The sequence below is a fragment of the Cupriavidus sp. 8B genome (assembly GCF_054589115.1).
Map to the genome: position 1 here is coordinate 125,256 of NZ_BAAILO010000258.1, position 26,540 is coordinate 151,795.

The following is a 26,540-nucleotide window of genomic DNA, read 5'->3' on the forward strand; positions in this document are numbered from 1 at the left end:
GGCTGGCCTTAGTCGGCCTTCGCCGCCCCTCGGTCCACCCAGTTGACCTTGGGGAACTTGCGCGCAAAGGCCTCCGGCATCGGCACCACCTGCTTGCGCTCGTAGCTGAAGAAGACAAAGCCGGACTTGGCCATGGCCACCAGCGCCAGGTCTGCCGGACGCGTGATGCGGAAGGTGATATCGCCGCCGTAGCGGTTGAAATCCATCACGCCCACCTCGAACAGCAACTGGTCGCGGGCATGGGCCTCGTTGCGGTAGGTGGTGGCCAGGTCGGTCACGATGATGCCCACCTGGTCGGTCTCGGCATCCTCCGCGTCACCCGTGCGCAGGTCGAACAGAAAGCGCGCCCGCGCCTCGGAAATCATCGAGATCATCGAGTCGTTGCCGAGATGGTTGGCCGAGTTGATATCGGTCACGCGCACCGTGAGGTGGGTGGAGTAGCAGTACTGGTCTTCAGGGAATTCGAGATCGAGGCGGGCCATGATGCAAAGGGAAAGCGAGGTGAGGTTTCATCCGCACTATGTGCGATGATCAAGCCGATGCCGCGCAAGTGGTTTGGCGCCGGCTGGCTGCGATGATATGCGCGCTACAGTTTACTATTTACTAGTAACGGTTAACTCGGATTGACTGGCGATTGCCCCGACAAGCTGGACAAGGGCACCGCCCAGATCCCACTGCCAAGTGGCAAGGTTTCCGTACCATCGTAGAGCACGACGCCTAGCCTGAACGCATCGCCTGCGAGGCTGGCAAGCCGCGTCAAACCACGAAGGTCATTTTTCCTGACGGTGGCTGACGCCTTCACTTCCACCCCGATCAAGTGACCCGCCGCATTCTCGATGATGAAATCCACTTCGACCTGGTCATGATCGCGGTAGTGGAACAATTGGTAGTCCCCGTCGGCCGTCGTTTTGTGCTTGAGCAGTTCGCCAAACACAAAGGTCTCGAGAACGCTGTCGAAGCGACTTCGATCCTGGTCGGCAAACCCGGGCGTCAAATCCGTCAGCGCGGACAACAGCCCCGAATCAATGAACTGAATCTTGGGTGCCTTCACGACCCTGCTCAGACGGTTTCTTGCCCAGACCTCTACGCGCTTGAGCAAGTACATCTGCTCGAACACGCCGACGTATCGCGCGGCAGTCCTCTCTGGCCGCCAGCAAGGTTAGCTCGTCGTCGAGCGTCAGGTAGCGCATCCCCTGCGCAACCACATGGCGCGCCAAGGTTGTCTTGCCCGCTTGACGCGGGCCAGCGATCAGCACGACAGGCGTGTCGGCCATCGCCTGCGCAACGCGCGGCGCCAGCAATCTTGGATAGAGGGAATGTGACTCGCTCATGTGATGCATAATCCCCGTGTATTTGGGAATTACACAGCTTAAATTTGGGATTATAAGTCCGTGTAGTTAGGAATCTACTATCGGGTACTTGGGAACGTCCACAGGTCGCGCCGGCATGGTGTGTTTCGTCGTGGATATGTTTCTCGCCAAGCGAATTTGCCCAGCGCTTTGCCGCAGACGAATCGTTCTGGCTGTATCGGCTATGGGTGTGACCCGGCCTTGCCACCCATCGGGCCCGGAATGTGAGACGCCGCTGGATCAGTTGGCCAAGGCGAACGCAAGATATGGACAAAAAAATGCCGTTCACCGGCTTAAGTGAACGGCATTACCCCGCAGTGGGGCCTTTCAGGACGTAACTGTTGAAGCCGGTACCGCTTACACCGTCACCGTATCCGCCACGCCCTTGAAGTCTTCGATCTTGTCGAAGTTCAGGTACTTGTAGATCTGGTCGCCGTTGGTGGCCAGCACGCCCATGTCCGACATGTACTCTTCCTTGGTCGGGATGCGGCCAAGGCGCGAGCAGATTGCCGCCAGCTCAGCCGAACCCAGATACACATTGGTGTTCTTGCCCAGACGGTTGGGGAAGTTGCGGGTGCTGGTCGACATCACTGTGGCGCCCTCGCGCACTTGTGCCTGGTTACCCATGCACAGCGAGCAGCCCGGCATTTCGGTGCGGGCGCCTGCCGTGCCGAACACGCCGTAGTGGCCTTCTTCGGTCAGTTGCTTGGCGTCCATCTTGGTCGGCGGGGCAACCCACAGCTTGACGGGAATGTCGCGCTTGCCTTCGAGCAGCTTGGAGGCTGCGCGGAAGTGGCCGATGTTGGTCATGCACGAACCGATGAAGACTTCGTCGATCTTGGCGCCAGCCACTTCCGACAGGGTCTTGACGTCGTCCGGGTCGTTCGGGCAGGCCACGATGGGCTCGTGCACGTCGGCCAGGTCGATCTCGATCACGGCGGCGTACTCAGCGTCGGCATCCGGCTCCAGCAGCTTCGGGTCGGCCAGCCAGGCTTCCATCGCCTGGATACGGCGCGACAGGCTGCGCGGGTCCTGGTAGCCCTCGGCGATCATCCACTTCAGCAGCGTGATGTTGCTGTTGATGTACTCGATGATCGGTTCCTTGTTCAGGCGCACCGAGCAACCGGCGGCCGAGCGCTCGGCGGAAGCGTCGGACAGCTCAAACGCTTGCTCGACCTTCAGGTCGGGCAGGCCTTCGATTTCCAGGACGCGGCCCGAGAAGATGTTCTTCTTGCCTTGCTTGGCCACGGTCAGCAGGCCCGACTTGATGGCGTACAGCGGAATGGCGTTGACCAGGTCACGCAGGGTGACGCCGGGCTGCATCTTGCCCTTGAAGCGCACCAGAACGGATTCCGGCATGTCCAGCGGCATCACGCCGGTGGCAGCAGCAAAGGCCACCAGGCCCGAGCCTGCCGGGAAGCTGATGCCGATCGGGAAACGGGTGTGCGAGTCGCCGCCGGTGCCGACGGTGTCGGGCAGCAGCATGCGGTTCAGCCACGAGTGGATCACGCCGTCGCCCGGGCGCAGCGAGATGCCGCCACGGGTGCTGATGAACTGGGGCAGCGTGTGGTGGGTCTTGACGTCGACCGGCTTCGGATACGCGGCGGTGTGGCAGAACGACTGCATCACCAGGTCAGCCGAGAAGCCCAGGCAAGCCAGGTCCTTCAGCTCGTCGCGGGTCATCGGGCCGGTGGTGTCCTGCGAGCCCACCGAGGTCATCTTCGGTTCGCAGTACGTGCCCGGGCGGATGCCCTTGCCTTCCGGCAGGCCGCAGGCGCGGCCGACCATCTTCTGGGCCAGCGTGAAGCCGCGGCCGGTGTCGGCCGGGTTGTGCGGCAGGCGGAACAGCGTGGACGGGGCCAGGCCGAGCGCCTCGCGGGCCTTGGCGGTCAGGCCACGGCCAACGATCAGGGGAATGCGGCCGCCGGCGCGCACTTCGTCGAACAGCACGTCGGACTTGACGGTGAATTCGGCGATGACCTGGCCGTTCTTCAGGGCCTTGCCGTCATAGGGACGCAGCTCGACCACGTCGCCCATTTCCATCTGCGACACGTCCAGCTCGATCGGCAGCGCGCCGGCGTCTTCCATGGTGTTGTAGAAGATCGGGGCAATCTTGCTGCCCAGGCACACGCCGCCGAAACGCTTGTTCGGCACGAAGGGGATGTCTTCGCCGGTGAACCACAGCACTGAGTTGGTGGCGGACTTGCGCGAGGAGCCGGTACCGACCACGTCGCCCACGTAGGCGACCAGGTTGCCCTTTTCCTTCAGCGATTCGATGAACTTGACCGGGCCGCGCTTGCCGTCTTCTTCCGGGGTGATGCCCGGGCGCGCATTCTTCAGCATGGCCAGCGCGTGCAGCGGGATGTCGGGGCGGGTGGTGGCGTCCGGAGCCGGCGAGAGATCGTCGGTGTTGGTTTCGCCGGTGACCTTGAACACGGTCACGGTCAGGCTTTGCGGCACTTCCGGACGGCTGGTGAACCATTCTGCGTCGGCCCAGCTTTGCAGGACGGACTTGGCGATGGCGTTGCCCTTGTCGGCCTTTTCCTTGACGTCGTGGAAGGCGTCGAACATCAGCAGCGTCTTCTTGAGCGCTTCAGCGGCAACCGGGCCGATCTCGGCGTCGTCCAGCAGTTCGATCAGCGGGGCGATGTTGTAGCCGCCCAGCATGGTGCCCAGCAGCTCGGCTGCCTTGGCGCGCGAGATCAGCGGGCTGGCTTCCTTGCCCAGGGCCACGGCGGCCAGGTACGAGGCCTTGACCTTGGCGGCGTCGTCCACGCCTGCCGGCACGCGATGCGTGATCAGGTCGACCAGGACTTGTTCCTCGCCAGCCGGCGGGGATTTCAGCAATTCGATCAACTCCGCAGTCTGCTTGGCGGTCAGCGGCAGAGGGGGGATGCCAAGCGCGGCGCGTTCGGCTACATGGGCGCGATAGTTTTCAAGCATGGGAACCTGCGGGTGATAGGGTTACAAAAACCGGTTGTGCCGCGATTGTAAAATAAAGTGCACCCTTGGGTCAAACGTCTTATATCTTATATAAGAGTTGAAAACAGAAAACACAATCAAATCAAGAGGAAGCCGCATACAAGACATCCCCCGATTCCATCAGGCCGCGAGCGTTCACTCCTGGCTTGGCGGCAGGAAAACCAGCTTCTCCTCCTCATACAGCCGGTAGATCATGTCGAGCATGGCGCGGATCTCTTCGGTCTCGTCGAGCATGCGCGTGCTCATGATGATGGGCGACACCAGGTTGGGATCGTCCAGCTCCCTGTAGCTGATGTCGTCCCGCTTGAGGCCGTGCACGCTGCTCGGGACGATCGAGATCCCCTCCCCCGCCGCCACCAGCCCCAGCGCGATCTGCAGCTCGCGCGCCTCATGGATGCGCCCGGGCTGCAAGGCCCGGTCGTGAAACGCCGCCAGCACCTGGTCGGCATAGCTGGGGCGCGGCGCCTTGGGAAAGATGATCAAGGTCTCGCCCAGCAGGTCGTGCAGGGCAAGCACGGGCTTGGACAGCGAGAGCGGGTGCCCGACCGGCAGCGCCACGATCATCCGCTCCTCGCGCAGCACGATCCGGCGCACGTTCGGGTCCTCATGCCGGATGCGGCCAAAACCCACATCGATGGTGCCCTGCTTGAGCGCCGCGATCTGGTCCATGGTGGTCATCTCATGCAGGCTCAGCTCGATCTCCGGATGCTCGGTGCGAAAGCGCCGGATGATCTTGGGCAGCATCCCGTACAGGGTTGAACCGACAAAGCCGAGCGACATCTTGCGCTCGATCTGCCCCACCCGCCGGGTCATCGACTCCAGCTCCGCGGCTTGCGCCAGCAACTGCTGGGCGTGGCCGTAAAAGAAACGCCCGGCCTCCGTCAGCTTGAGCGGGCGCGCGTTGCGCTCGAATAGCTGCACCCCCAGGCCCTCTTCCAGTTGCTGGATCTGCCGGCTTAGCGGCGGCTGCGCGATATGCAGCCGTTCGGCCGCGCGGGTGAAGTTGAGCTCCTCCGCGACGGCGACAAAGTAACGTAAATGACGCAGGTCCACGACTATACCTTTTTAGTATTTAGCCAATACCAAAACAGTGTTGGACCGCCAATTTTGGCGCTCCTATCCTTCGTATCAGGCTGTGACAACGACTTTTTATACCTTCAAAGCATTCTAGTTCGAATCACACCGCCACGGCGGAGGGCCATTGCAAGACGGACCCCACAAAGAAAACCAGAGACAAGGAGCAGACAAATGACTCACCCGGAAATCGAAGCGCTGGTCAAAGCGTTCATCGTCGACACCGCCAACGGCAAGGTCGACGCGCGTGTGCAAAGCGTGGTGGTCCGCCTGACCACCGATCTGTTCAAGGCCATCGAAGACCTGGACCTGAGCGCCAGCGAAGTCTGGAAGGGCATCGAGTACTTTGCCGAGGCCGGCAGCAGCCAGGAGCTTGGCCTGCTGGCCGCCGGACTGGGCCTGGAGCGCTTCCTTGACATCCGCGCTGATGAAGCCGAGGCAAAGGCAGGACTCAGCGGCGGCACGCCGCGCACCATCGAGGGCCCCCTGTACGTGGCCGGTGCGCCGTCCAGCGAAGGCTTTGCGCGACTGGACGACGGCAGCGAAGATGGCAAGGGCGAAGTCCTGTTCATGCAGGGCACGGTGTTCGACACCAACGGCAAGCCGCTGCCCGGCGCGTCCGTGGAGGTCTGGCATGCCAACCTGCTCGGCAACTACTCGTTCTTCGACAAGACGCAGTCGGACTTCAACCTGCGCCGCACCATCGTGACCGATAGCAACGGCCGCTACCAGTTCCGCAGCAACGTGCCCATGGGCTACGGCTGCCCGCCGCAAGGCACTACCCAGCGCTTGCTGGACCTGCTGGCCCGCCATGGCCGCCGTCCCGCGCACATCCATTTCTTCGTGTCCGCGCCCGGCCATCGCAAGCTGACCACCCAGATCAACATCGACGGCGACGAATACCTGTGGGACGACTTCGCCTTCGCCAGCCGCGAAGGGCTGGTGCCAGCGGTCAGGCACGTCGATACCCCGCGGGCGCTGGCCGAGCACGGCCTCGCCAAGCCGTTTGCCTCCATCGATTTCGATTTCCGCCTGTACGCCGATTGCGCCGCGGCGCCGGCACCGGAAGTGGAGCGCACGCGCGCCGCCGCGTAAGCCTCGGAACCTGAAGCGCCTGAGGCATCTCAGGCGCTTCAGGTGCCCACACCAAAGCCACGACAGCAGCAACATCAGGGCCGCCCTGAGGACCCCTCACGGCCCGGCGCATCCGCCACGGATGCAGGAGACACCTCATGATCCCCATTTACCCGGACCACAGCCCGGCCCTGAAGCGCCTGGACGACTACCTGGTGGAAAACCGCGAAACCGGCGACTACCGGCTGCACCGCAGCGCCTTTACCGACGAGGCCCTGTTCGAACTCGAGATGAAGCACATCTTCGAGGGCAACTGGATCTACCTGGCGCACGAAAGCCAGATCCCCAACAACAACGACTACTACACCACCTACATCGGCCGCCAGCCGATCGTGATCGCGCGCAACCGCCAGGGCGAGCTCAACGCGCTGATCAACGCCTGCACCCATCGCGGCGCCATGCTGTGCCGCCACAAGCGCGGCAACAAGGCCACCTACACCTGCCCGTTCCACGGCTGGACCTTCAACAACAGCGGCAAGCTGCTCAAGGTCAAGGACCCGGAAGGCGCCGGCTATCCCGACTGCTTCAACAAGGAAGCCTCGCACGACCTGAAAAAGGTGGCGCGCTTTGAAAACTATCGCGGCTTCCTGTTCGGCAGCCTGAACCCGGATGTGGCGCCGCTCAAGGATTTCCTGGGCGAAGCCGCCAAGATCATCGACATGATCGTGGACCAGTCCGCCGATGGGCTGGAAGTGCTGCGCGGCGCCTCCACCTATACCTTCGAAGGCAACTGGAAGCTGCAAACCGAGAACGGCGCCGACGGCTACCACGTCTCCGCCGTGCACTGGAACTACGCCGCCACCACCAACCACCGCAAGCAGGAGAACGCCCGCGAGGACAAGATCCGGGCCATGGACGCAGGCAACTGGGGCCGGCAAGGCGGCGGCTTCTACGCCTTCGATCATGGCCACATGCTGCTGTGGTCGCGCTGGGCCAACCCGGAAGACCGGCCCAACTTCAGCCGCCGCGAGGAATTCGCCGAGCGCTGCGGCGCCGACACGGCGGACTGGATGATCCAGAACTCGCGCAACCTGTGCCTGTACCCCAACGTCTACCTGATGGACCAGTTCGGCTCGCAGATCCGCGTGCTGCGCCCGCTGTCCGTGAACAAGACCGAAGTCACCATCTACTGCATCGCGCCCAAGGGCGAAGCGGACGAAGCGCGCGCCCGCCGCATCCGCCAGTACGAGGACTTCTTCAACGTCAGCGGCATGGCCACGCCGGACGACCTGGAAGAATTCCGCGCCTGCCAGCAAGGCTACGCCGGCAGCGCGCTGGAGTGGAACGACATGTGCCGAGGCGCCACGCACTGGGTGGAAGGCGCCGACGAGGCCGCGCAGAAGATTGGCCTCAAGCCGTTGATGAGCGGCGTGAAGACCGAGGACGAAGGCCTGTACACGGTGCAGCACCGTTACTGGCTGGACGTCATGAAGAAGGCCACCGGCGCCGAAGTCAGCAAAGCCATCAAAGCCACCAAAGCCGGGAGCGAAGCATGAGCACGACCGCAACCCTCAGCCTTGGTGATATCCAGGCCTTCCTCTACCGGGAAAGCCGCTTGCTGGACGACGAGCAATGGGATGAATGGCTGGCCTGCTATCACCCGGATGCCGCGTTCTGGATGCCGTCCTGGGACGACGACGACACGCTGGTGACCGATCCGCAGCGCGAGATCTCGCTGATCTACTACCCGAACCGCCAGGGCCTGGAAGACCGCGTGTTCCGCATCAAGACCGAGCGCTCCAGCGCCACCATGCCGGACACGCGCACCAGCCACAACATCAGCAATGTCGAACTGGAGCGGCAGGAAGGCAGCGTCTGCACGGTGCGCTTCAACTGGCACACGCTGAGCCACCGCTACAAGACCAACTACAGCTACTTCGGCATGTCGCGCTACGTCATCGACTTCGCCGGCGAGCGCCCGCAGATCCTGGACAAGTACGTCGTGCTGAAGAACGACTACATCAACCAGGTCATCGACATCTATCACATCTGAGCGGACGCGCCGGAGGAACCACGCCATGCAATACAACATCGCCCTGCAGTTTGAAGACGGCGTTACCCGCTTCATCACCTGCGCCGCCAATGAAACCCTGTCCGACGCCGCCTATCGCCAGCAGATCAATATCCCGCTGGACTGCCGCGACGGCGCCTGCGGCACCTGCCGCGGCCTGTGCGAGTCCGGCGAGTACGACCTGCCTGAGTCGAGCTATATCGAAGACGCCTTGACGCCCGAGGAAGCCGCCAAGGGCTACGTGCTGGCCTGCCAGACGCGCCCGCGCTCGGATTGCGTGATCAAGGTGCCGGCGGCGTCAGCCGCGTGCAAGACGGGCGTGACCAGTTTCCAGGGCAAGCTGGCGGCGGTGGACAAGCTGTCGGACTCCACCATCGCATTCTCGATCGACCTCGGCGAGGCCGCCGCACCGACCTTCCTGGCGGGGCAGTATGTCAACGTGGAAATCCCGGGCACCGGCCTGACCCGCTCTTACTCGTTCAGTTCGGCCCCCGGCGCCACGCGCACTGCATTTGTGGTGCGCAACGTGCCCAACGGCCGCATGAGCGAGTTCCTGAGCAAGGAGGCGCAGCCCGGCCAGCCGATTTCCTTCGCCGGCCCCTACGGCAGCTTCTACCTGCGCGAGGTGACTCGCCCCGTGCTGTTCCTGGCGGGCGGCACCGGCATCGCGCCGTTCCTGTCCATGCTGGACGTGCTGGCCGCGAACGGCAGCCAGCATCCGATCCGCCTGGTGTACGGCGTGACGCATGACATCGACCTGGTAGCCCTGGAACAGCTCGACGAGGCACAGCGCAAGCTTGCCGGCTTCGAATACCGCACCTGCGTGGTCGAGCCCGCCAGCAGCGAAACCCGCAAGGGCTATGTGACGCAGCACGTGGAGCAGGCCTGGCTCAACGGCGGGGATGTCGACATCTACCTGTGCGGCCCGGTCGCCATGGTGGACGCGGTGCGCGGCTGGCTGCAGGACGCCGGGGTGACGCCGGCCAGCTTCCATTATGAAAAATTCTCGGCCAGCAACGCTGCCTGACCACACGCCACGGAACGCAGACACGCCATGAACACAAACGCGCGCTTTAGCGAAAAAATCGCCATCGTCACCGGCGCGGCGCAAGGGATCGGCCGCGGCGTGGCGCTCGCCGCCGCCGCCGAGGGCGCCAGCCTGGTGCTGGTCGACCGCTCGGCACTGGTGCACGAGGTCGCCGCGGAAATCATCGCGAGCGGCGGCCAGGCACTGGCGGTGGAGGCCGACCTGGAAACCTACGCCGGCGCCTGCCAGATGGCCAGCGCCGCGCTGGAGACCTACGGCCGCATCGATATCCTCGTCAACAACGTGGGCGGCACCATCTGGGCCAAGCCGTACCAGGAATACGAGGAAGCACAGATCGAGGCCGAGATCCGCCGCTCCCTGTTTCCCACGCTATGGTGCTGCCGCGCCGTGCTGCCCGCCATGATCGGGCGCAAGCAGGGCGTGATCGTCAATATCTCGTCCATCGCCACGCGCAGCCTCTACCGGGTGCCCTACGCGGCCGCCAAGGGGGGCGTCAATGCCCTGACCGCCAGCCTGGCCTTCGAGCACGCGCAGGATGGCATCCGCGTCAACGCGGTGGCCACCGGGGGCACCGAAGCGCCGCCGCGCAAAGTGCCCCGCAATACGGCGGAGCAGACCCCGCAGGAGGCCGCGTGGTACCAGGGCATCGTCGCCCAGACCATGGCATCCAGCCTGATGCACCGCTACGGCACCATCGATGAACAGGTGCGCGCGATTCTGTTCCTGGCGTCCGACGAGGCCTCATACATCACCGGCACCGTCCTGCCCGTGGGCGGCGGCGACCTGGGCTGAGCGCGGCGCACTGCCTGCCCCTTCACCCAGCAAGCCGAGCAGTTCCGGTCCGAGCCTTGCCGACAGTGCCTGGTTCGCCGGCAGCCAGAGCGCCAAGGCCCGCTCCAGGCACAGCGCCCCGGCCTCGGTCAGCCAGACCGCGCGCCGCCGCCGGTCACTCTCGGCGGTCACGACTTCGACCAGGCCTGCGCCGGCAAGCTGATCCACGTTGCGCGACATGGTGGACTGGTTCAGGCCGGCACGCAGCGCCAGCGCGCCCAGCGTGTCGTCCGGCGCCGACGCGATCAGGCACATCAGCCCGAACTGAGTATTGGACAGGCCGGCAGGCGCCAATGCCAGGTCCAGATCAGCGGTAAAACGCCGAGCCAGCATGCGCGAGAGCCAGCCAAGATCCGACGCGAGCACTTGCGCAGCGTCCGCGCGCAATGTTCTTGGCGCTTGTCTTTGTTTATCCATGCTCCTATTATATGCATATACATTCAATGCATCTGCATATAATTTCCCACAAAAAAGGAGACACATGACGGACTATCGTTTTGGCTTGGCCGACCCGGCAGACATCGCTGGCATGAGCGGCAAGGTGCAGCTCCAGGCAATCATCGACGGCCAGTTGCCGCAAGCGCCGATTTCACAGGTCCTGGACTTCTGGCTGGTCGAAGTCGGTGACGGCTTTGCCGCTTTCGAGGGGGAACCCGCCCAGCACCTGCTCAACCCCATGGGCACCGTCCATGGCGGCTGGGCACTGACGTTGATCGACAGCGTGACCGCTTGCGCCGCCCACTCCCTGCTGCCGCCGGGTGCTGCCTACACTACGGTCGAAACCAAGGGAAACTTCTCCCGGCCAATCAAAACCGACACCGGCCGCGTGCGGGCGGAGGCGAAAGTCGTCAGCCAGGGGCGCCAGATTATTGCCTCGGAAGCTCGGGTGATGGCCAGCGACGGACGCGTGCTGGCGCACGGCACCTCGACCCTCCTCGTTCTGTCCCCAGGACGATAACGTAAGCCTGTACGCGCCTGGCGCCACGCGCCCACCCAGCCAGAAGGCGCACATTTCACCGACAAATCAATGGCTTAGCCATCCGGCATCACGACCGATGCCGGTCCTTCCACGCTCGCTCTCGCGCTGAACCACCCGCGCATCGACATGCCGCCGCCATCCCCGCGGCACCGGATTCCCCTGCGGATTCTGCTGCGATCTCCCGCCATCCGGCCTGCCATGCGGGTTTTCCTCAAACATCCCTCTCAAGTTCCGTGCCCGTCATTCGTTAACCCCTGTAAGACCATCCGCGTAGCTCGGATGACAAGACCTGCTCGGCTCAAAGGGCCAAGCTGAGCGGGTTTCACCCTTTTTTTCGGCCCTTTGCTTGCCGGTCATTCCCTCAAGAATGGCAAGGCATTCCGATACAGGCATCTCATGGCGAATACGCTCACTTCTTCCCAGGCTGACGGCAACACGAGCAAGCGCGGGCGACTGCTGCTGGTACTCGGCGTCGTGCTCGTCGCGGCGCTGGGTGCCGGGGGCTTTTTTCTGGGCAACATCCTGAGCAACCGCCAACCGGCCGCGCCTGCCGCACCGGTTGTGCCGCCGCCGATTTTTGTGCCGTTGGAAGCATTTACCGTCAACCTGAAGAGCGATGACGGCGACCGCTTCCTGCATACCGGTTTGTCGCTCAAGGTGGCGGAAGCGAAGGACCAGACGCGCATCACCGAATACCTGCCGGAAGTCCGCAGCCGCATCTTGCTGCTGCTGTCGGCCAAGCAGCCGCCCGATCTGGCCACGGTGGACGGCAAGCGCAAGCTGGCCCAGGAAATCCAGAGTGTCATCAGCCAGCCGTTCGCGCCCAACCTGCCCAAGCAGCAGATCCTGGACGTCCTATTTACTTCCTTCGTGGTGCAGTAAGCACTTTGCCCTGCCCCATCAGCAACTCCGATATGAATTCGTCCTTGTTTTCCTTGCCTGTCTCACAGCGTGCGCGCCAACGCCAGCGCGCGGGCTGATCGGCACATGGTCGCTTTCATTCATCACGGCACTCAAGGGGCAGGACACTAGATGGCCTACGACAAGTTTCTCTCGCAGGACGAGGTAGACGAATTACTGAAAGGCGTGTCAGGCGAGGCCGATACGCCCGAGGTCGCCGCGCCGGTCGCCGAGGATGGCGTGCGTCCGTACAACCTGGCCACGCAAGAGCGCATCGTCCGCGGACGGCTGCACACGCTCGAGATCATCAACGAGCGCTTTGCGCGCCAGATGCGCACCCAGCTGTTCAACTTCATCCGCCGCGGCGCCGACATCTCGGTTGGCTCGGTGCGGATCGAGAAATACGGCGATTTCGTGCGCAACCTGCCGGTGCCGACCAACCTGAACCTGGTGCACATGAAGCCGCTGCGCGGCACGGCACTGTTCGTGTTCGACCCCAACCTGGTGTTCCTGGTGGTCGACAACCTGTTTGGCGGCGACGGGCGCTTCCACACCCGCGTGGAAGGCCGCGACTTTACCCAGACCGAGCAGCGCATCATCCGGCGTCTGCTGGACCTTGCGCTCAACAGCTACGGCCAGGCCTGGAATGCCGTGCATCCGATCGAGCTGGAATACGTCCGCTCGGAGATGCACACCAAGTTTGCCAACATCGCCATGCTCAGCGAGGTGGTGGTGACTACCGCTTTCCATATCGAGCTTGGCGCGGTGGGCGGCCAGCTGCACGTCTGCTTCCCGTACTCGATGATCGAGCCGGTGCGCGACCTGCTGATGAACCCGCTGCAGGACGAGGTTGAAGTAGACAAGCGCTGGATCTCCCAGCTGTCGCAGCAGATTCGCGCGGCAGAGGTGGAGCTGGTGGCCGAATTTGCCCACGTGGAAAGCACCGTAGCCGAAGTGCTGGCGCTGCGCGTCGGAGACGTACTCCCTATCGAGCTGCCCGAGCAGGTCTTCGGCAAGGTCGATGGCGTACCCGTGCTGCAGGCCGGCTTTGGCACCATGAACGGCCAGTATGCCTTGCGGGTAGAACGGATGATCAATCACAAAGAAATCGATTCCAACAAGGAAACCGACCATGACTGACGGCAAAGACGACAAGCCGGCCGACCCGATGGACGACTGGGCCAGCGCCCTGGCGGAGCAGACCAGCGCCGAGGATATTGCCGCTGCTGCCGCGCCTGCCGCAGCTGTCGCCGCCACGCCAGCCACAGCCACCCCGGCCGCCTCCAAGGTCTTCCAGCCGCTGGAGAAGGAAACGCCGAGCGGCTTTCACAACGATATCGAGATGATTCTCGACATCCCGGTCCAGCTCACGGTGGAGCTTGGTCGCACCAAGGTGCCGATCAAGACGCTGCTGCAACTGGCGCAGGGCTCGGTGGTGGAGCTCGACGGCCTGGCCGGCGAGCCGATGGATGTGCTGGTCAACGGCTACCTGATCGCCCAGGGCGAAGTCGTCGTGGTGAACGATAAGTTCGGCATCCGCCTGACCGACATCATCACGCCGTCCGAACGCATCCGGAAGCTCAACCGATGAAAGCCAGCCTGCGCCGGCCTGCCAACGCCGCGCTTGCCGCCGGCGTGGCCCTGGCGCCTGCGGCAAGCGCGTACGCGCAAGCCAGTGCTGCTGCGGCCAGCCCTGCCGGTACCGGCACGGTCGCCAGCCACGCCGGGGCCGGCACTCATGTCCCGGTCAGCAGCGCAACGGGGCTGGCGCAAGCCGGCCTCGGCCTGTTTGCCGTCATCGCCCTGATCCTGCTGCTGGCCTGGCTGGCGCGCCGCGCCGGCCTGGTCCGGCACGGCCAGGGCGGCCAGATGAAGGTGGTAGGCAGCACCATGCTCGGGCCCCGCCAGCGCCTGGTGATGGTGGAAGTGGGCGACACCTGCCTGGTGCTGGGCGTGAGCGCCGGCGAGATTCGCACGCTCCACACTTTGCCCGCGCAAGCCGCGCACAAGCCGGACCAACCCTCCGGCAGCACGGCGACCCCGGGTTCGGCCGGCAGCTTTGGACACAAGCTGCTGCGCGCCATGCAAGACAACCTGAAGTCATGAATTTCCTGCCCGACGCCTCCCGGCGCACTTTGCAACACCACCTGCAACGCCATCTCCAGTCCGTGCGCGAATGCGCCAGCCAGCCCTCCCGGCTTGCGCTCGCGGCGTTGCTGGCGGGCGCCTGCCTCGCGCTGGTGCTGTTGCCGGCCATGGCCCAGGCGCAGGCACTGCCCGGCCTGACCAGCAAGGCCGGCCCGGGCGGCAGCCAGACCTGGTCGCTGTCGGTGCAGACGCTGGTCCTGCTCACCTCGCTGTCGTTCCTGCCCGCGGCCATGCTGATGATGACGGGCTTCACCCGCATCATCATCGTGCTGGGGCTGCTGCGCAACGCGCTGGGCACGGCCAGCTCCCCGCCCAACCAGGTGCTGGTGGGGCTGTCGCTGTTCCTGACCTTCTTTGTCATGTCGCCGGTGTTCGACCGCATCTACACCGATGCCTACAAGCCGCTGTCCGAGAACAAGCTCAGCCTGGAAGACGCCGCCGCCAAGGCCGCCGCGCCGCTCAAGACCTTCATGCTCAAGCAGACCCGCGAGAAGGACCTGGCGCTGTTTGCCCAGATGGCCAAGGTGCCCGAGATGCAGGGCCCCGAAGACGTACAGATGCGCATCCTGGTGCCTGCCTTTGTCACCAGCGAGCTCAAGACCGCGTTCCAGATCGGCTTTACCGTCTTTATCCCCTTCCTGATCATCGACCTGGTGGTAGCCAGCGTGCTGATGGCGATGGGCATGATGATGGTGCCGCCGGCCACCATCGCGCTGCCATTCAAGCTGATGCTGTTCGTGCTGGTGGACGGTTGGCAATTGCTGCTGGGCTCGCTGGCGCAGAGCTTCCTGAACTGATCACGGGGCGCATGCCCCACCCAAAGCCTTCGCCATGACGCCGGAAACCGTAATGAGCATCGCCACCCAGGCGATGAAGATGACCCTGATGTTGTCCGCGCCGCTGCTGCTGGTGGCGCTGGTGGCCGGCCTGGTGGTGAGCCTGTTCCAGGCCGCCACGCAGATCAATGAAATGACGCTGTCCTTCATCCCCAAGCTGCTGGCCCTGTTCGCCACCATGGTGCTGGCCGGCCCGTGGATGATCAACACCTTCGTCGACTACATGCGCGAAGTGTTCCAGGGCATTCCCGCCCTGGTGCATTGAGTCCGATGCGCCTGATGCGCCGGATGCGCCTGGCGTTGCACCCGGCTGCGCTGAGCCACATCTAACGCCGCAACAGCCGCCGTGCTCTCCGTCACCTCCGCCCAGCTCTACGCCTGGATCGCCGCCTTCCTCTGGCCCTTGTTCCGCCTGCTGGCCCTGATCGGCACCGCCCCGCTGTTCGGCGAGTCGACCATCCCGAGGCGCGTCAAGGTTGGCCTGGCGGCGCTGATGGCAGTTATCATCTCGCCCACCATCGACCACCTGCCGCTGGTGCCGGTGTACTCGCTGGAAGGCTTCCTGATCATCCTCAACGAGATAGGCATCGGACTGGCGATGGGCTTCAGCATGCGGCTGGTGTTCTCCGCCGTGCAATTCGCCGGCGAAACCATCGGCCTGCAGATGGGCCTGTCGTTCGCCTCTTTCTACGACCGCTCCTCCGGTGGCCAGACCATGGTGCTGGCGCGCTTTCTCAATGTGGTCGCCATGCTGATGTTCCTGGCCATGGACGGCCACCTGATGCTGCTGGCCACCATCGCCGACAGCTTCGCCAGCCTGCCCATCGCCGCCCAGCCCCTCACCGGCGCCGGCTGGGCAGCGGTGGCCGCCTCCGGCGGCACCGTGTTCTCCTCCGGGCTGCTGCTGGCGCTGCCGCTGATCGCCGCGCTGCTCACGCTCAACCTCGCCATGGGCATCCTGAACCGCGCATCGCCCCAGCTGTCGATCTTCGCGGTCGGCTTCCCGGTCACGCTGGGCGGCGGCATCTTGATGATGATGCTGATCATGCCGCAGATGAGCACCTTCATGGCGCGGCTGATCGAGGGTGGGTTGAGTACGGTGGCTACGGTATTGGGGCAGTTTGGGCGGTAGTGGCTACAGCCTGGCCGCAGCTATCAAGCCGGCTGTCACGCCGCTTGCACAAGCTGTCGAGCGTCGCATTGACTGTGCCTTGTTCGATGCCGTTGAGAGACTGGCGGGACAGCCCCGCCATATCAGCCAACTGCTGCTGGGTTAGCCCAAGGGCAATTCGTTTGCGATGAATGGCCGCGCCAAGAACATGGGCGTGCATCATTCGACCTCCCAGTTGGAGTCTGATGATGTCAATTATGGACGACGCGAGCTTTGGGCCCGGACAGTGAGGGCTACCCCTCACCCAACCACCACCTTCAAACCCGATATCGACCGGCAGGAACTCGGCAATCACCTCGGCGTTGCTGCGCAGGTGATTGGTCACTTCGTTCACGGTGAAGCTGCCGCCGCCCGCCAGGGCCATTGGCAGCAGGAGCTGGTCGGCCAGGTGCGGGCCGAGCGTCCCCGGCGGCGCCGGTTGCTGCCTTCAGCCTTCATCGCATTCGTCACGTTCGTCGCGTTCAGCCCTTCACGCACACCACCTGCTTGAGCGTGTGGACGATCTCGACGAGGTCGGACTGCGCCGCCATCACCGCGTCGATGTCCTTGTAGGCCATCGGGATCTCGTCAATGACTTCGGCATCCTTGCGGCACTCGACGCCTTGCGTGGCCAGTCGCTGGTCTTCCACCGAAAACTGGCGCTTGGCTTCGGTGCGGCTCATGGTGCGGCCCGCACCGTGGCTGCAGGAGCAAAACGATTCCGCATTGCCCTTGCCGCGCACGATGTAGGAGCGCGCGCCCATCGAGCCCGGGATGATGCCCAGCTCGCCCGCCTTGGCGCTTACCGCGCCCTTGCGGGTTACCAGCACGTCTTCGCCGAAGTGGCGCTCCTTCTGCACATAGTTGTGATGGCAGTTCACCGCCTCCATCTCCGTGGCAAAGGGCTTGCCGATCACGCCGCGCGCGGCATCCAGCACGTTGGCCATCATCGTCTCGCGGTTGCGGCGCGCGTACTGCTGCGCCCACTCCACCGCGAACACGTAGTCCTCAAAGTGCTTGCTGCCTTCCACCAGGTAGGCCAGGTCGCGGTCGGGCAGGTTGATGAAGTGACGTCGCATATCCGCCCGCGCCAGCTCGATAAAGGTATTGCCGATGGCATTGCCCACCCCGCGCGAGCCCGAGTGCAGCATGAACCAGACCGACTGGCTCTCATCCAGGCAAACCTCGATAAAGTGGTTGCCACTACCCAGCGTGCCCAGGTGATTGCGGTTGTTGGTGCGCTCCAGCTTCGGGTACTTCCGCGTGATGTGCTCGAAGCCGCCGGCCAGCGCGGCCCAGCTCGCGTCCACCACGCGCGGCACGTCGCCCCAGGCGCCATTGTCGCGCCCGCTGCGGTTGTTGGAGCGGCCGTGCGGCACCGCTTTTTCGATGGCCCTGCGCAACGGGCCAAGGCTATCGGGCAGGTCGCTGGCGACAAGCGTGGTCTTGACGGCCATCATTCCGCACCCGATATCCACGCCGACCGCCGCCGGGATGATGGCGCCGCGGGTGGGGATCACCGAGCCGATGGTGGAACCGATGCCCGGGTGTACGTCCGGCATCACGGCCAGATGCTTGAAGATGAACGGCATCTGGGCGGTGTTGGCGAGTTGCGCGCGAGCGCCGTCATCAACAGGCACGCCATGGGTCCACATCTTGACCGGGCGGCCGGTGCCGGACTGGAATACGTCGTAATTCTCCTTGCTCATGTCTTCATCTCTCTTCGCCTTGCGGCGGGACTACACTGGCGTTGGCCAGCAAGATACCCTCCTAATTAACCGTGATGTAGTTCCACAGGCATTCGCCCATAAGCTCTCCTTTTAAATCGTAGAACAATGCGGCATCGCCACGACAAGGATTGGCAGGATTTACGCTGCATCCGCAGCGGCCGGAATTGAACCGGCAATCACCAGATGTAATCAGCCCGGCATTCGCCAGTCACCGCCGAACTTCACGGCTTCACAGCTTCACACTTAACAACTTCAATACGACTTCAATACGTCACTGCGTCATAGTCGAGATCTCGCCCACCCAGTGCCCGGCCTGCAACTGCACGGCGGCGAAGGCGGCAACGTGCTGGGCGTGTGCCGCCGGAGCAAGAGGCAGGCCGAAGCCGGGCGCACGCTGTTTGCCGTATCGCGGCTGGGCAAGAGCAGCCGCAACGACAGCGGCCGGCTGGCCAAGTACCTGGGCAAATGCGGCCTGCCCTTCGTGGCCGCGAGCCAGTCCTAGCTTAGTGCCTCGGCCGCGATCCGCGCGGCGGATGCCAGCACGTCGTTGCGATAGGCCGCGTCCTTGTCGCGTTGCGTGAAATAGATGGCCAGCACGATGGGCGGCTTTCCGGGCGGCCATGCCACGCCAACATCGTTGGCCGTGCCGTAGTCGCCGGAGCCCGTCTTGTCCGCCACCTGCCAGTCCGCCGGCACGCCGGCGCGGATCCGCGTGGCGCCGGTGGTGTTGCCGCGCATCCATGCCACCAGCCTTTCGCGCTCTGCCCCGCCCAGCGCATTGCCCAGCGCGAGCCGTTGCAGGCTGGCTACCATGGCTGCGGGGGTCGACGTATCGCGCGGGTCGCCAGGTATCGCCGTATTGAGCTCCGTCTCCCAGCGGTCGAGCCGGAACTGGTCGTCGCCGATCGAGCGGGCAAACGCGGTCACGGCGGCGGGGCCGCCGAGCAGTTTCATCAGCAGGTTGGCGGCCGTGTTATCGCTGTACTGAAGGGCGGCCGCGCACAGCTCGGCTACCGTCAGGCCGTCGCCGACGTGCTTCTCGGTGATCGGGGAATACGCGACGAGTTCGGCCTTCGTGTAGGCAATACGCCGTTGCAGCAGTCCGTTTTCAGCCGCGCTGCGCTTCAGGATGGCGGATGCCGCCAGCACCTTGAATGTGCTGCAGAACGGGAAACGTTCGTTTGCGCGGTGGCTAATCTGCGCACCGTTGGCCGTGTTCAGCGCCGCGACGCCGAGCCACCCTCCGGCGGCGGATTCAAGGGCGGCAAGGCGGTCTTGCGCCGCGGCGCTCCCTTCAGCTCTGCCCACCAACGAAGTGCAGGCGCCAGCGAAGGGGACCGAGGCAGCAGCGAGCAGCAGCGTGCGACGAACGGGGGAGTGTGTCATCTGTCTTTTCCTAAAATGCCTAAGATGGCGCGGCTACCTGCATCAGAGTGAGCCCAATAGTCCCGGCAACGCCTGGATGAGCGCATCGCGCGCGCGCAATCCTGCGCTGACCGGCTCCTTCCTTTCATCCTGGACCAGGCGCGCAAAGACTACGTTCCGGCCGTCCTTCGTCGCCCAGCCGACAAACCACCCATACCCGTGGCTCCAGTCCTCGGCGCCATTGGCCAGGCGCGGGGCGCCGGTGCCCGTCTTGCCGTGAACGGCCCATCCGTTTGGCAACTCGCCGAGCGCCATGATCCGGCTCGTCATGTCGTAGGCATGCGCGGTCACGGGCAATTTGCGATTGACCACCTTTTGCAGGAAGGCGACCTGCTCCAGCGGCGAGATCTTCAACGACGAGCTCAGCCACGCATGCGTCAGCCCATTGTGCTTGCCGGGGTCACCGGAGAGATCGCCGTTGCCGTACCGGAACTCGCTGATGTACCGCTGGAAGCGCGCTTGGCCAAGCTGTTGCGTCACTTGTTGCGAATACCACACCACCGACGTCTTCATCCAGCTCTGCGGATCCGTGGTGACGCGCTTGGCGGGGTTGCTCTCATGATAGGCCTCGCGATACGGCATGGCCGGCGCATGCGCGTCCGCCAGCAGCCCCGAGTCGAAGCCCATCAGGCTGAGCGGGACCTTGAACGTCGATGCGGCGGTCACGCGCTGGTCGCAAGTGCCCTCTTGTTTAAGCACCTTGCCGCTACTGGCATCCGCCAGGACCGTGCACATCACCTCGGCGCGGGCGGTTGAGAAGGACAGCGCCGCGCAGAGCGCGGTGAAGATGGCGATTGGCTTCAAGATTATCTCCGTGATTTTTATGAGCGCGATCAAATTGGCGGGCCGGGCCGGCGCACGAAACGGAGCATAGGAGCGCAGCGGCATGACGCCAAGCCCACCGGCTGTAACCTGCGTAACATGGCATCCTCAGCGCGCGCGCTGATGGCACAATCCCGGCACGTCCGCTTCACCGCCCCATACAACAGCCCCATACAACAGTCCCGCATGCGCCACCCCGCTCTTGCCATCGAGCTATCCGCCCCCTATCTGGTCAACGGCGAGCCCGCGCGCTACCAGAGCCTGTGGTTGCTCGCCGCCATCTGCGCAGCCGCGCGCAACGGCGGGGCCAGCCTGCCGGCAGTGCACCTGCAAACCCGCTTCCCCGATGCCGCCAATATCCGCATGCTGGTCTCGCGCGCGTTTGCCGACTTCGCGCGCTGGGGCGTGCCGGTGGGCTGGGGGCCGGACTGCGGCCGGGGCATCGCGGGCCTCAACCCGGCGCGCCGCAGCCGCGGGCCGTTCTGGATCGAGCCGGCGGCCTGCAAGCGCGTGCGGTTCAGCGTGGATGGCCGCAGCGCTGGCGATGCGGCGTTGGCGCGCTTCGTGGGGCTGGGCGCTGCCGCCGCGAAGCACGCCGCCCGCCAAGCGGACGAGGCACACCCCGCGGTCGACTACGTGATGCGCGACATCAGCTACTGGAGCCACCTCACGCAAGCCATGCGCGGCATGCAGGACGGCGTGGGCGTTGCCGGCGTTGCAGGTGGTGGTGCCAGCAACGGGGTAGCGGATGCCCTGCGCGCCGCGCAGCGCTGTGCCACCGACGATTTCCAGCATGCCTTCGCGCTGCTCAAGGAAAGCCTGGCGTGGCGGCGCGGCGACGACCTCGCGCGCAGCCGCGCGGCGCTCCAGCGCTTTGACCGCATCGTGGGCACCGGCACAGTGGACACGGCCGTGCCCACCTTCGCCGCCATGGCGCGCGTGGTGCGGGCCTGGGAGCGCTATGCGGGCAACCAGATGGAGGCGGCGCAGGCGGAACTGGAAGGCCTTGGCGCCGATCCCGCGCTGCAGCCCGTGGTGCGCTACAACCCGCGCGTTCGCTTCGAGACCCTCAACCTCGGCGCGCTGATCCACAAGACGGTGGCCATACGCGACATGGCAGCGCAGCCGGAGGCGGCGCGGCAAGCGGCCGAAGCAGCCGTGGCAGGCTTCTCCGGCGCCTTGCAGGCAGCCTACGAGGCGGACTCGGTGGATGCCGCACAGCACGTGGCGGCCAACCTCGGCCTTTGCCTTTGGCTATTCTGGAACCACGCGCTGATCGATCCCGGGCGCGCATGGCCGGCGGGCCAGGTGCAGCGCCAGGCCGTGCGCTGGCTGGGCTTGTCGGAATGGATCTGCGACCGCTTTGGCGTGGGCGGCGGCTCGGCGTGGAACATCATCTTCCTGCTGCGCATCGCGCGCGGCAACTGCGCGCAGGACGGCGGCGGGGCGCTCAAGGCGTTTCGCGCGCAACACCCGCTGCTGCTGGATGAGGCGGTGGACGCGCTGCGCCCCTTCCATGCGCCCTTTGCCCGGGCCAAGGGCTTTATCAGCTGGTCGTCGCTGGCCAGCTTTGCGCTCGACGAGCACGACACCGGCCACGTGCATTACGGCGCCCTGCAGCTCGCCAACCTGCTGCTGGAAGCCAGCTGGTTCCACGCCTTCGAGCACGGCGCCACGCCCACCGCGTTTGCCACGGTGGAGCGCCTGGCCGGGCTGCTCGGCAAGCTGCGCCCGGCGGAGCGCCGCTTCTTCCTCGCGGCCATCACCGCGCTGCCACGCGAGCTGCAACTGGCCGCGACCGAAGCCATCCGCGCCGCGCCGCGCCCTGCCCGCAAGGCCAAGGCAAAGCCGCGTCCGCCAGGCTGACACATAACGTTCATCGTGTCGAAACATCCCATCCGTATATTTCCGCCTCGCTAGCAGGCTTAGCAGGGACAACAGGGAGAGATAACAATGGGTAACCACAAAACGAACTGGCAAGCCGGCCCCGCCTTGCGCGTGGGCCTTGGCGCCATCCTGGCCGTCCTGGCCACAGCCGCCGTGCTGCACGGCTGCGGCAGCGACAACACAGATGCGGCGCCGGTCACCCCGTCCGGCGATGCACCCAGCGCCAGCGCCAACATCCAGGCCGCGTGGGTCGAGATCGGCGACAGCAACCAGGCCATCGCCCGCGTCATCACCAACTATGCGGCGCCGACCTCCGCCGCAGGCAGCGCATTGCCCTCGAACTCCCTTTGCCCGCTGCTGACGGTGGACGGCGTGCAGCAACGCATGGCGCTGCGGATCGGCGCCGGCACGATGGCGCTGCGCACCACCGCCAGCGCCGCGGCCGACTCCAAGGCGTCGGATTTCCCGGTCTCCGTGTGCGAGGCCGCGCTGCCGGCCGGCGCCGCCGCTGCCAGCGTGGCGGGCCAGACGCTGCCGCTGCCCAAGGCCCAGCCGCAACGCGTGCTGGTGCTGGCCGACACCGGCTGCCGCCTGAAGAAGGCGGATAACGCCTACCAGCCTTGCAACGATGGCACCGCCTGGCCGTTTGCCGCGCTGGCCACCACCGCCGCCGGCATGAACCCGGACCTGGTGCTGCATATCGGCGACTACCACTACCGCGAAAACCTCTGCCCGCCCGATATCGCCGGCTGCCAGGGCACGCCGTGGGGCTATGGCTGGGATACGTGGCAGGCCGACCTCTTCAAGCCCGCCGCCCCGCTGATGGCCAAGGCACCGTGGGTGCTCGTGCGCGGCAACCATGAAGAATGCGCCCGTGCCGGCCAGGGCTGGTTCCGCTTCCTGGATCCGCGCCCGTACTCGGACGCGCGCTCCTGCAACGACCCCGCCAACGACAGCAACGCCAACTACTCCGATCCCTATGCGGTTGCGCTGGGCACCGGCTCGCAGGTCATCGTGTTCGACTCGGCCAAGGCCGGCAAGGCCGCGCTGCCCACCACCGACCCGCAGTTCATCGCCTACCAGAAGCAGTTCCAGACGGTGGGCTGGCTGGCCGCCAAGCCGGGCATGACCACCACGATGTTCACCAACCACCATCCCATCCTGGCGTTTGCGCCGGTGGCAGGCAGCAACCCGGCGCCGGGCAACCTGGCCCTGCAGTCGGTGATGAGCAACGCCAACGCCCAGGCCTACTACCCGCCCGGCGTGCAAGTGGCGCTGCACGGCCACGTGCATGACTTCCAGGCCATCAACTTCGCCTCCAGCCACCCGGCCACCATCGTGTCCGGCAACGGCGGCGACAACCTGGACGTAGCGCTGCCCGATCCGCTGCCGCCCGGCACGATTCCCGCGCCCGGCACCGTCATCGACAAGATCACGCACAGCAGCAGCTTTGGCTTCCTGATGATGGAGCGCAACGCGTCGCCCGCCACTGGCTGGACCTTCAAGGCGTACAGCGTGGCCGGCAAGCTGATGGCTACCTGCGTGCAAACCGCCAATACGCTGGCTTGCGACAAGACCGGCTTCCTGGCGCCGTGATCGGGGCCACGCGCGCCACCATCGCCGCCATGGCCGCCCTCTGTCTTGCGGCTGGCGTTGGCGGCGCTGCCCTGGCAGCGCCCGCGCCGGGCGTGGCGCTGATGCCCGGCGCCCCGCCCGCGAGCGTGCTCGACACCATCGGCAACGGCACGCCAAAGGTCGCCGCCAAGGTCGACCCTACCGCCGCCGTGTTCCGCCCCGATCCGGCGCTGGCCGCGCTGGGCAAGCGCATCTTCTTCGATGCGCGCCTGTCCGAGCCGCGCGGCACGTCCTGCGCCGGCTGCCACGACCCCGCGCGCGCGTTCGCGCCGACGCTATCGCCCGCGTCGCTGGCCGGCCCCCACGTGCCCCAGGGCAGCCGGCCCGGCCGCTTCAGCCTGCGCAACGCGCCCTCGCTGCTGTACGTGCGCTACATCCCGCGCCGGTACTTCTACCAGGACGACGACGCGCCTTACGCCTCGCCCTTCGGCGGCCTGTTCGCCGACGGCCGCGCCGATACGTTTGCCGAACAGGCGCGCGGCCCCTTGCTAGATCCCAACGAGATGAACAACGGCACCCCGGCCAGCCTGCTGCGCAAGGTCAAGGGGACCGAGCTGGCGCCCGCGCTGGCGGCGCGTTTCGGCCCCGCCGTGCAGACCGATCCCGAGCAAATGCTGCTGGCGCTCGGCAAGGCGCTGGAGGCCTACCTGCAGAGCGATGAGATGGCGCCGTTCAGCTCCCGCTTTGACGACTACCTGCGCCGTCGCACGCCGCTAGCCCCGGCGGAGGCTCGCGGCCTGGCCTTGTTCAAGAATCCGGACAAGGGCAACTGCATGACCTGCCACACGCTCTCGGACACCGCCAGCCGGCCTGAGCGCTCGCTGTTCACGGATTTTGGCTACGATGCGATAGCCGTGCCCCGCAACCGCGCGCTGGCCGCCAACCGCGATCCCAAGCGCTTCGACAATGGCCTGTGCGACACCGCCCGCCGCCTGCGCTGGCCCGAGCCGGAGCAATGGTGCGGCTACATCCGCACGCCCGGCCTGCGCAATGTCGCGGTCCGCCAGAGCTTCATGCACAACGGCGTGTTCACCACGCTGCGCGATGCCGTGGCCTTCTACAACACGCGCTCGACCGATCCGGGCAAGTGGTATCACGGCGCCAGGACGTTCGATGACGTGCCGGCGGCGTATCGGGGCAATATCAATATCAACTCGACGCCGATGAACCGGCGCGCGGGGACCACGCCGGCCATGACCGAGGCCGAGATCGACGATCTCGTGGCGTTCCTGCGCACGCTGACCGATGCGCCCTATGTGGGCCTCATGCCGGCAGCCACGACTGCGAAGCCCTAGCGGGCTGGCTCCGCGCAGACTGCCTCGGCCTCGAACCCGCGAAAGACCCGTTGCGTGGGATCCGGCGCGGGCTCGATCTCGCCGCCGTCCTTGCCCGCCAGCCGCAGCACCTGCCCGGCGCAGCTCTTCGCCGCGGCATTGCGCTGGTAGCGGAACTCGTACTGCCAGCCCGGCAGCGGCACAAAGGAAATCCCCACCGCACACCGGTACGGCAGATCGCCGGGGGCCGCCGCCGCGGCGGCCGCGGTCAGGTAGAGGCGCTGGCCAGCCACCAGCCACCGCTCGCGCGTGCGGCTGGGCGGCTCCGGCGACGTCCCCGCCATGGCCAGGTCGCGCTCCGTGCCCATCGCGGTCAACTGCTTGCCGGTACCGGCCAGCAGGAGCGGCTTGGGCGGCTTCGGGCACTTGGTGGCATCCACCACGTTGAAGGTTGTGTTGTCGTCCGTGTTGGTCACCAGCCGGATGCGGGCGGCGGGCGTGCCGGTCTCGACCCGATAGTGGGAAATGCAGCCGGACAGGGCAAGCGCCAGGATGCAGATCGATCCGGGCGGGATGGCGGTTTTGCGGACTTTCGACATGGGGATGCAGGAAAGTTGGCCATCGGCAAAGCATACCTGCTTTGATTTCATGGCGGTTTTCCCCAAGAGGCCAACCGTATGACGCATGGCACAATGGCCACGAACGTGCGCGTTCGGTCTGTCAGGTGGCCGCGCAAGATCAGGGCCATCGAGGAACGGGTCAACCAACGGCTGTTCGAGCGCACCACCCGCTTCGTCCGCCCTACCCGCGCCGCCATGGTGCTGGCGCGCCACTGGCGCGAGGCGCTGGTCAGCTATCAGGCGGGGCTTGCGGAGATTGGCGCAACGGACGCCGACCTGGCTGGCTCGCTGTTGATTGGCGTGAGCGCAACCTCCCGGTTCGGCGAGTGGCAGAAGTTCAGCGACCTGTTCTTTCAGACCTTTCCCAGCGTGAATGGCCGCATCGAGTCGATGCCTTCGCAAGACGTGGTGTTCTATGTGCGCAACGGCGACCTGGACGTCGGCTTTTGCGGCGGCCCGATCGCGGACGACAGCCTGGGCGTCATCCAGGTCGAACAGATCCGCTACCGCGCGCTCCTGCCTGACGACCATCCGCTGGCGGGGTTTTCATGCTTCTAGCTGCTGGCGCGGCTGGGCGACTTTGATGGTTGATGGGCTGGACGTGTTTTGGCGCTTCTAGCTGCTGTCGCGGCTGTACGGTGTTGGCCGTTTTAGAACGTGTGAGATGTCACTTTTCTTTACTCGTAAAGAGGGTGGAGACAAAAG

The 26,540-nt window shown here is 65.3% G+C and carries 29 protein-coding genes; 18 read left to right on the forward strand and 11 right to left on the reverse strand.

What is annotated here, in order from left to right; translation table 11 throughout:
• Positions 1-8 precede the first annotated feature (8 nt).
• From ACYP5B_RS25560 to ACYP5B_RS25580, 5 genes are all read right to left on the reverse strand, one after another.
• Positions 9-482, reverse strand: coding sequence for a thioesterase family protein (locus ACYP5B_RS25560; RefSeq protein ID WP_318234049.1), 474 nt, complete (start codon positions 480-482; stop codon positions 9-11).
• 131 nt (positions 483-613) lie between these two features.
• Positions 614-1,105, reverse strand: a complete 492-nt coding sequence (locus ACYP5B_RS25565; protein ID WP_459571551.1) for an ATP-binding protein — start codon at positions 1,103-1,105, stop codon at positions 614-616.
• The gene (locus ACYP5B_RS25570; RefSeq protein WP_459571552.1) at positions 1,023-1,331 is read right to left on the reverse strand and encodes an AAA family ATPase; all 309 of its coding nucleotides are present in this window, start codon (positions 1,329-1,331) and stop codon (positions 1,023-1,025) included. Before ACYP5B_RS25570 ends, ACYP5B_RS25565 begins: the two co-directional genes overlap by 83 nt.
• 375 nt (positions 1,332-1,706) lie before the next feature.
• Positions 1,707-4,292, reverse strand: a complete 2,586-nt coding sequence (gene acnB / locus ACYP5B_RS25575) for a bifunctional aconitate hydratase 2/2-methylisocitrate dehydratase (protein WP_318234047.1) — start codon at positions 4,290-4,292, stop codon at positions 1,707-1,709.
• A gap of 174 nt (positions 4,293-4,466) precedes the next feature.
• Entirely contained in the window at positions 4,467-5,384 is a 918-nt protein-coding gene (locus ACYP5B_RS25580; RefSeq protein WP_459571553.1) for a LysR family transcriptional regulator, read from the reverse strand.
• A 195-nt stretch (positions 5,385-5,579) separates the two neighbouring features.
• Here ACYP5B_RS25580 and catA point away from each other — a divergent pair, with 195 nt between their 5' ends.
• The 5 genes from catA (at position 5,580) to ACYP5B_RS25605 (ending at position 10,390) form a co-directional block, all read left to right on the forward strand.
• Positions 5,580-6,500: a catechol 1,2-dioxygenase gene (gene catA / locus ACYP5B_RS25585; RefSeq protein ID WP_400099942.1), complete on the forward strand. Its 921-nt coding sequence runs from the start codon at positions 5,580-5,582 to the stop codon at positions 6,498-6,500.
• A gap of 137 nt (positions 6,501-6,637) precedes the next feature.
• Complete coding sequence (gene benA, locus ACYP5B_RS25590) at positions 6,638-8,035, forward strand: benzoate 1,2-dioxygenase large subunit (protein WP_318234044.1); 1,398 nt, start codon at positions 6,638-6,640, stop codon at positions 8,033-8,035.
• A complete protein-coding gene (gene benB, locus ACYP5B_RS25595) occupies positions 8,032-8,532 on the forward strand; it encodes a benzoate 1,2-dioxygenase small subunit (RefSeq protein ID WP_318234043.1) in 501 nt (166 codons plus the stop codon). The genes benA and benB overlap by 4 nt, the downstream gene beginning before the upstream one ends.
• Positions 8,533-8,557: 25 nt before the next feature.
• Positions 8,558-9,577, forward strand: coding sequence for a benzoate 1,2-dioxygenase electron transfer component BenC (gene benC / locus ACYP5B_RS25600; protein WP_459571554.1), 1,020 nt, complete (start codon positions 8,558-8,560; stop codon positions 9,575-9,577).
• Positions 9,578-9,604: 27 nt separating this feature from the next.
• The gene (locus tag ACYP5B_RS25605; protein ID WP_459571555.1) at positions 9,605-10,390 is read left to right on the forward strand and encodes a 1,6-dihydroxycyclohexa-2,4-diene-1-carboxylate dehydrogenase; all 786 of its coding nucleotides are present in this window, start codon (positions 9,605-9,607) and stop codon (positions 10,388-10,390) included.
• Here the strand turns inward: ACYP5B_RS25605 and ACYP5B_RS25610 are convergent.
• Positions 10,340-10,846, reverse strand: coding sequence for a MarR family winged helix-turn-helix transcriptional regulator (locus ACYP5B_RS25610; protein WP_459571556.1), 507 nt, complete (start codon positions 10,844-10,846; stop codon positions 10,340-10,342). The genes ACYP5B_RS25605 and ACYP5B_RS25610 overlap by 51 nt on opposite strands.
• Before the next feature lie 64 nt (positions 10,847-10,910).
• On the opposite strand from ACYP5B_RS25610, the gene ACYP5B_RS25615 reads away from it, so the two are divergent.
• The 8 genes from ACYP5B_RS25615 to fliR all read left to right on the forward strand — a co-directional run bounded on the left by ACYP5B_RS25615 (position 10,911) and on the right by fliR (position 16,424).
• On the forward strand, positions 10,911-11,387 hold the full coding sequence (locus tag ACYP5B_RS25615; protein WP_400099952.1) for a PaaI family thioesterase: 477 nt from the start codon (positions 10,911-10,913) through the stop codon (positions 11,385-11,387).
• A 417-nt stretch (positions 11,388-11,804) separates the two neighbouring features.
• Positions 11,805-12,290, forward strand: a complete 486-nt coding sequence (fliL, locus tag ACYP5B_RS25620; RefSeq protein WP_459571557.1) for a flagellar basal body-associated protein FliL — start codon at positions 11,805-11,807, stop codon at positions 12,288-12,290.
• 150 nt (positions 12,291-12,440) lie between these two features.
• Complete coding sequence (gene fliM, locus ACYP5B_RS25625; protein WP_459571558.1) at positions 12,441-13,448, forward strand: flagellar motor switch protein FliM; 1,008 nt, start codon at positions 12,441-12,443, stop codon at positions 13,446-13,448.
• Positions 13,441-13,899: a flagellar motor switch protein FliN gene (fliN, locus tag ACYP5B_RS25630; protein ID WP_459571559.1), complete on the forward strand. Its 459-nt coding sequence runs from the start codon at positions 13,441-13,443 to the stop codon at positions 13,897-13,899. Before fliM ends, fliN begins: the two co-directional genes overlap by 8 nt.
• On the forward strand, positions 13,896-14,414 hold the full coding sequence (gene fliO, locus ACYP5B_RS25635) for a flagellar biosynthetic protein FliO (RefSeq protein WP_400099956.1): 519 nt from the start codon (positions 13,896-13,898) through the stop codon (positions 14,412-14,414). Before fliN ends, fliO begins: the two co-directional genes overlap by 4 nt.
• 149 nt (positions 14,415-14,563) lie before the next feature.
• Positions 14,564-15,253 carry a flagellar type III secretion system pore protein FliP gene (fliP, locus tag ACYP5B_RS25640; RefSeq protein ID WP_318234083.1) on the forward strand — a complete coding sequence of 230 codons (690 nt, stop codon included), beginning with the start codon at positions 14,564-14,566 and terminating at the stop codon, positions 15,251-15,253.
• Between the two features lie 34 nt (positions 15,254-15,287).
• Positions 15,288-15,557 carry a flagellar biosynthesis protein FliQ gene (fliQ, locus tag ACYP5B_RS25645; RefSeq protein ID WP_043353410.1) on the forward strand — a complete coding sequence of 90 codons (270 nt, stop codon included), beginning with the start codon at positions 15,288-15,290 and terminating at the stop codon, positions 15,555-15,557.
• Between the two features lie 81 nt (positions 15,558-15,638).
• Positions 15,639-16,424, forward strand: coding sequence for a flagellar biosynthetic protein FliR (gene fliR, locus ACYP5B_RS25650; RefSeq protein ID WP_459571560.1), 786 nt, complete (start codon positions 15,639-15,641; stop codon positions 16,422-16,424).
• On the opposite strand, the gene ACYP5B_RS25655 is transcribed toward fliR, so the two are convergent.
• Both ACYP5B_RS25655 and ACYP5B_RS25660 read right to left on the reverse strand, forming a co-directional pair.
• Positions 16,396-16,827, reverse strand: a complete 432-nt coding sequence (locus ACYP5B_RS25655; protein ID WP_459571561.1) for a helix-turn-helix transcriptional regulator — start codon at positions 16,825-16,827, stop codon at positions 16,396-16,398. The two genes, fliR and ACYP5B_RS25655, sit on opposite strands and share 29 nt — an antisense overlap.
• Positions 16,828-16,924: 97 nt before the next feature.
• On the reverse strand, positions 16,925-18,151 hold the full coding sequence (locus tag ACYP5B_RS25660; protein WP_459571562.1) for an RtcB family protein: 1,227 nt from the start codon (positions 18,149-18,151) through the stop codon (positions 16,925-16,927).
• Between the two features lie 325 nt (positions 18,152-18,476).
• On the opposite strand from ACYP5B_RS25660, the gene ACYP5B_RS25665 reads away from it, so the two are divergent.
• Positions 18,477-18,674 carry a hypothetical protein gene (locus tag ACYP5B_RS25665; protein WP_459571563.1) on the forward strand — a complete coding sequence of 66 codons (198 nt, stop codon included), beginning with the start codon at positions 18,477-18,479 and terminating at the stop codon, positions 18,672-18,674.
• Here the strand turns inward: ACYP5B_RS25665 and bla are convergent.
• Both bla and blaOXA read right to left on the reverse strand, forming a co-directional pair.
• Positions 18,671-19,558, reverse strand: coding sequence for a class A beta-lactamase (gene bla, locus ACYP5B_RS25670; RefSeq protein ID WP_459571564.1), 888 nt, complete (start codon positions 19,556-19,558; stop codon positions 18,671-18,673). The two genes, ACYP5B_RS25665 and bla, sit on opposite strands and share 4 nt — an antisense overlap.
• Positions 19,559-19,600: 42 nt before the next feature.
• The gene (gene blaOXA, locus ACYP5B_RS25675) at positions 19,601-20,401 is read right to left on the reverse strand and encodes a class D beta-lactamase (RefSeq protein ID WP_459571574.1); all 801 of its coding nucleotides are present in this window, start codon (positions 20,399-20,401) and stop codon (positions 19,601-19,603) included.
• 204 nt (positions 20,402-20,605) lie between these two features.
• On the opposite strand from blaOXA, the gene ACYP5B_RS25680 reads away from it, so the two are divergent.
• The 3 genes from ACYP5B_RS25680 (at position 20,606) to ACYP5B_RS25690 (ending at position 25,236) form a co-directional block, all read left to right on the forward strand.
• Positions 20,606-22,285, forward strand: a complete 1,680-nt coding sequence (locus ACYP5B_RS25680; RefSeq protein ID WP_459571565.1) for a hypothetical protein — start codon at positions 20,606-20,608, stop codon at positions 22,283-22,285.
• Positions 22,286-22,372: 87 nt separating this feature from the next.
• Positions 22,373-23,902 (forward strand): metallophosphoesterase family protein, encoded by a 1,530-nt coding sequence (locus tag ACYP5B_RS25685; RefSeq protein ID WP_459571566.1) that lies wholly within the window; start codon positions 22,373-22,375, stop codon positions 23,900-23,902.
• Positions 23,903-23,931: 29 nt separating this feature from the next.
• A complete protein-coding gene (locus tag ACYP5B_RS25690; RefSeq protein WP_459571575.1) occupies positions 23,932-25,236 on the forward strand; it encodes a cytochrome-c peroxidase in 1,305 nt (434 codons plus the stop codon).
• Here the strand turns inward: ACYP5B_RS25690 and ACYP5B_RS25695 are convergent.
• On the reverse strand, positions 25,233-25,865 hold the full coding sequence (locus ACYP5B_RS25695; RefSeq protein ID WP_459571567.1) for a hypothetical protein: 633 nt from the start codon (positions 25,863-25,865) through the stop codon (positions 25,233-25,235). The genes ACYP5B_RS25690 and ACYP5B_RS25695 overlap by 4 nt on opposite strands.
• Positions 25,866-25,892: 27 nt before the next feature.
• On the opposite strand from ACYP5B_RS25695, the gene ACYP5B_RS25700 reads away from it, so the two are divergent.
• A complete protein-coding gene (locus ACYP5B_RS25700; protein WP_459571568.1) occupies positions 25,893-26,393 on the forward strand; it encodes a LysR family transcriptional regulator in 501 nt (166 codons plus the stop codon).
• Positions 26,394-26,540 lie beyond the last annotated feature (147 nt).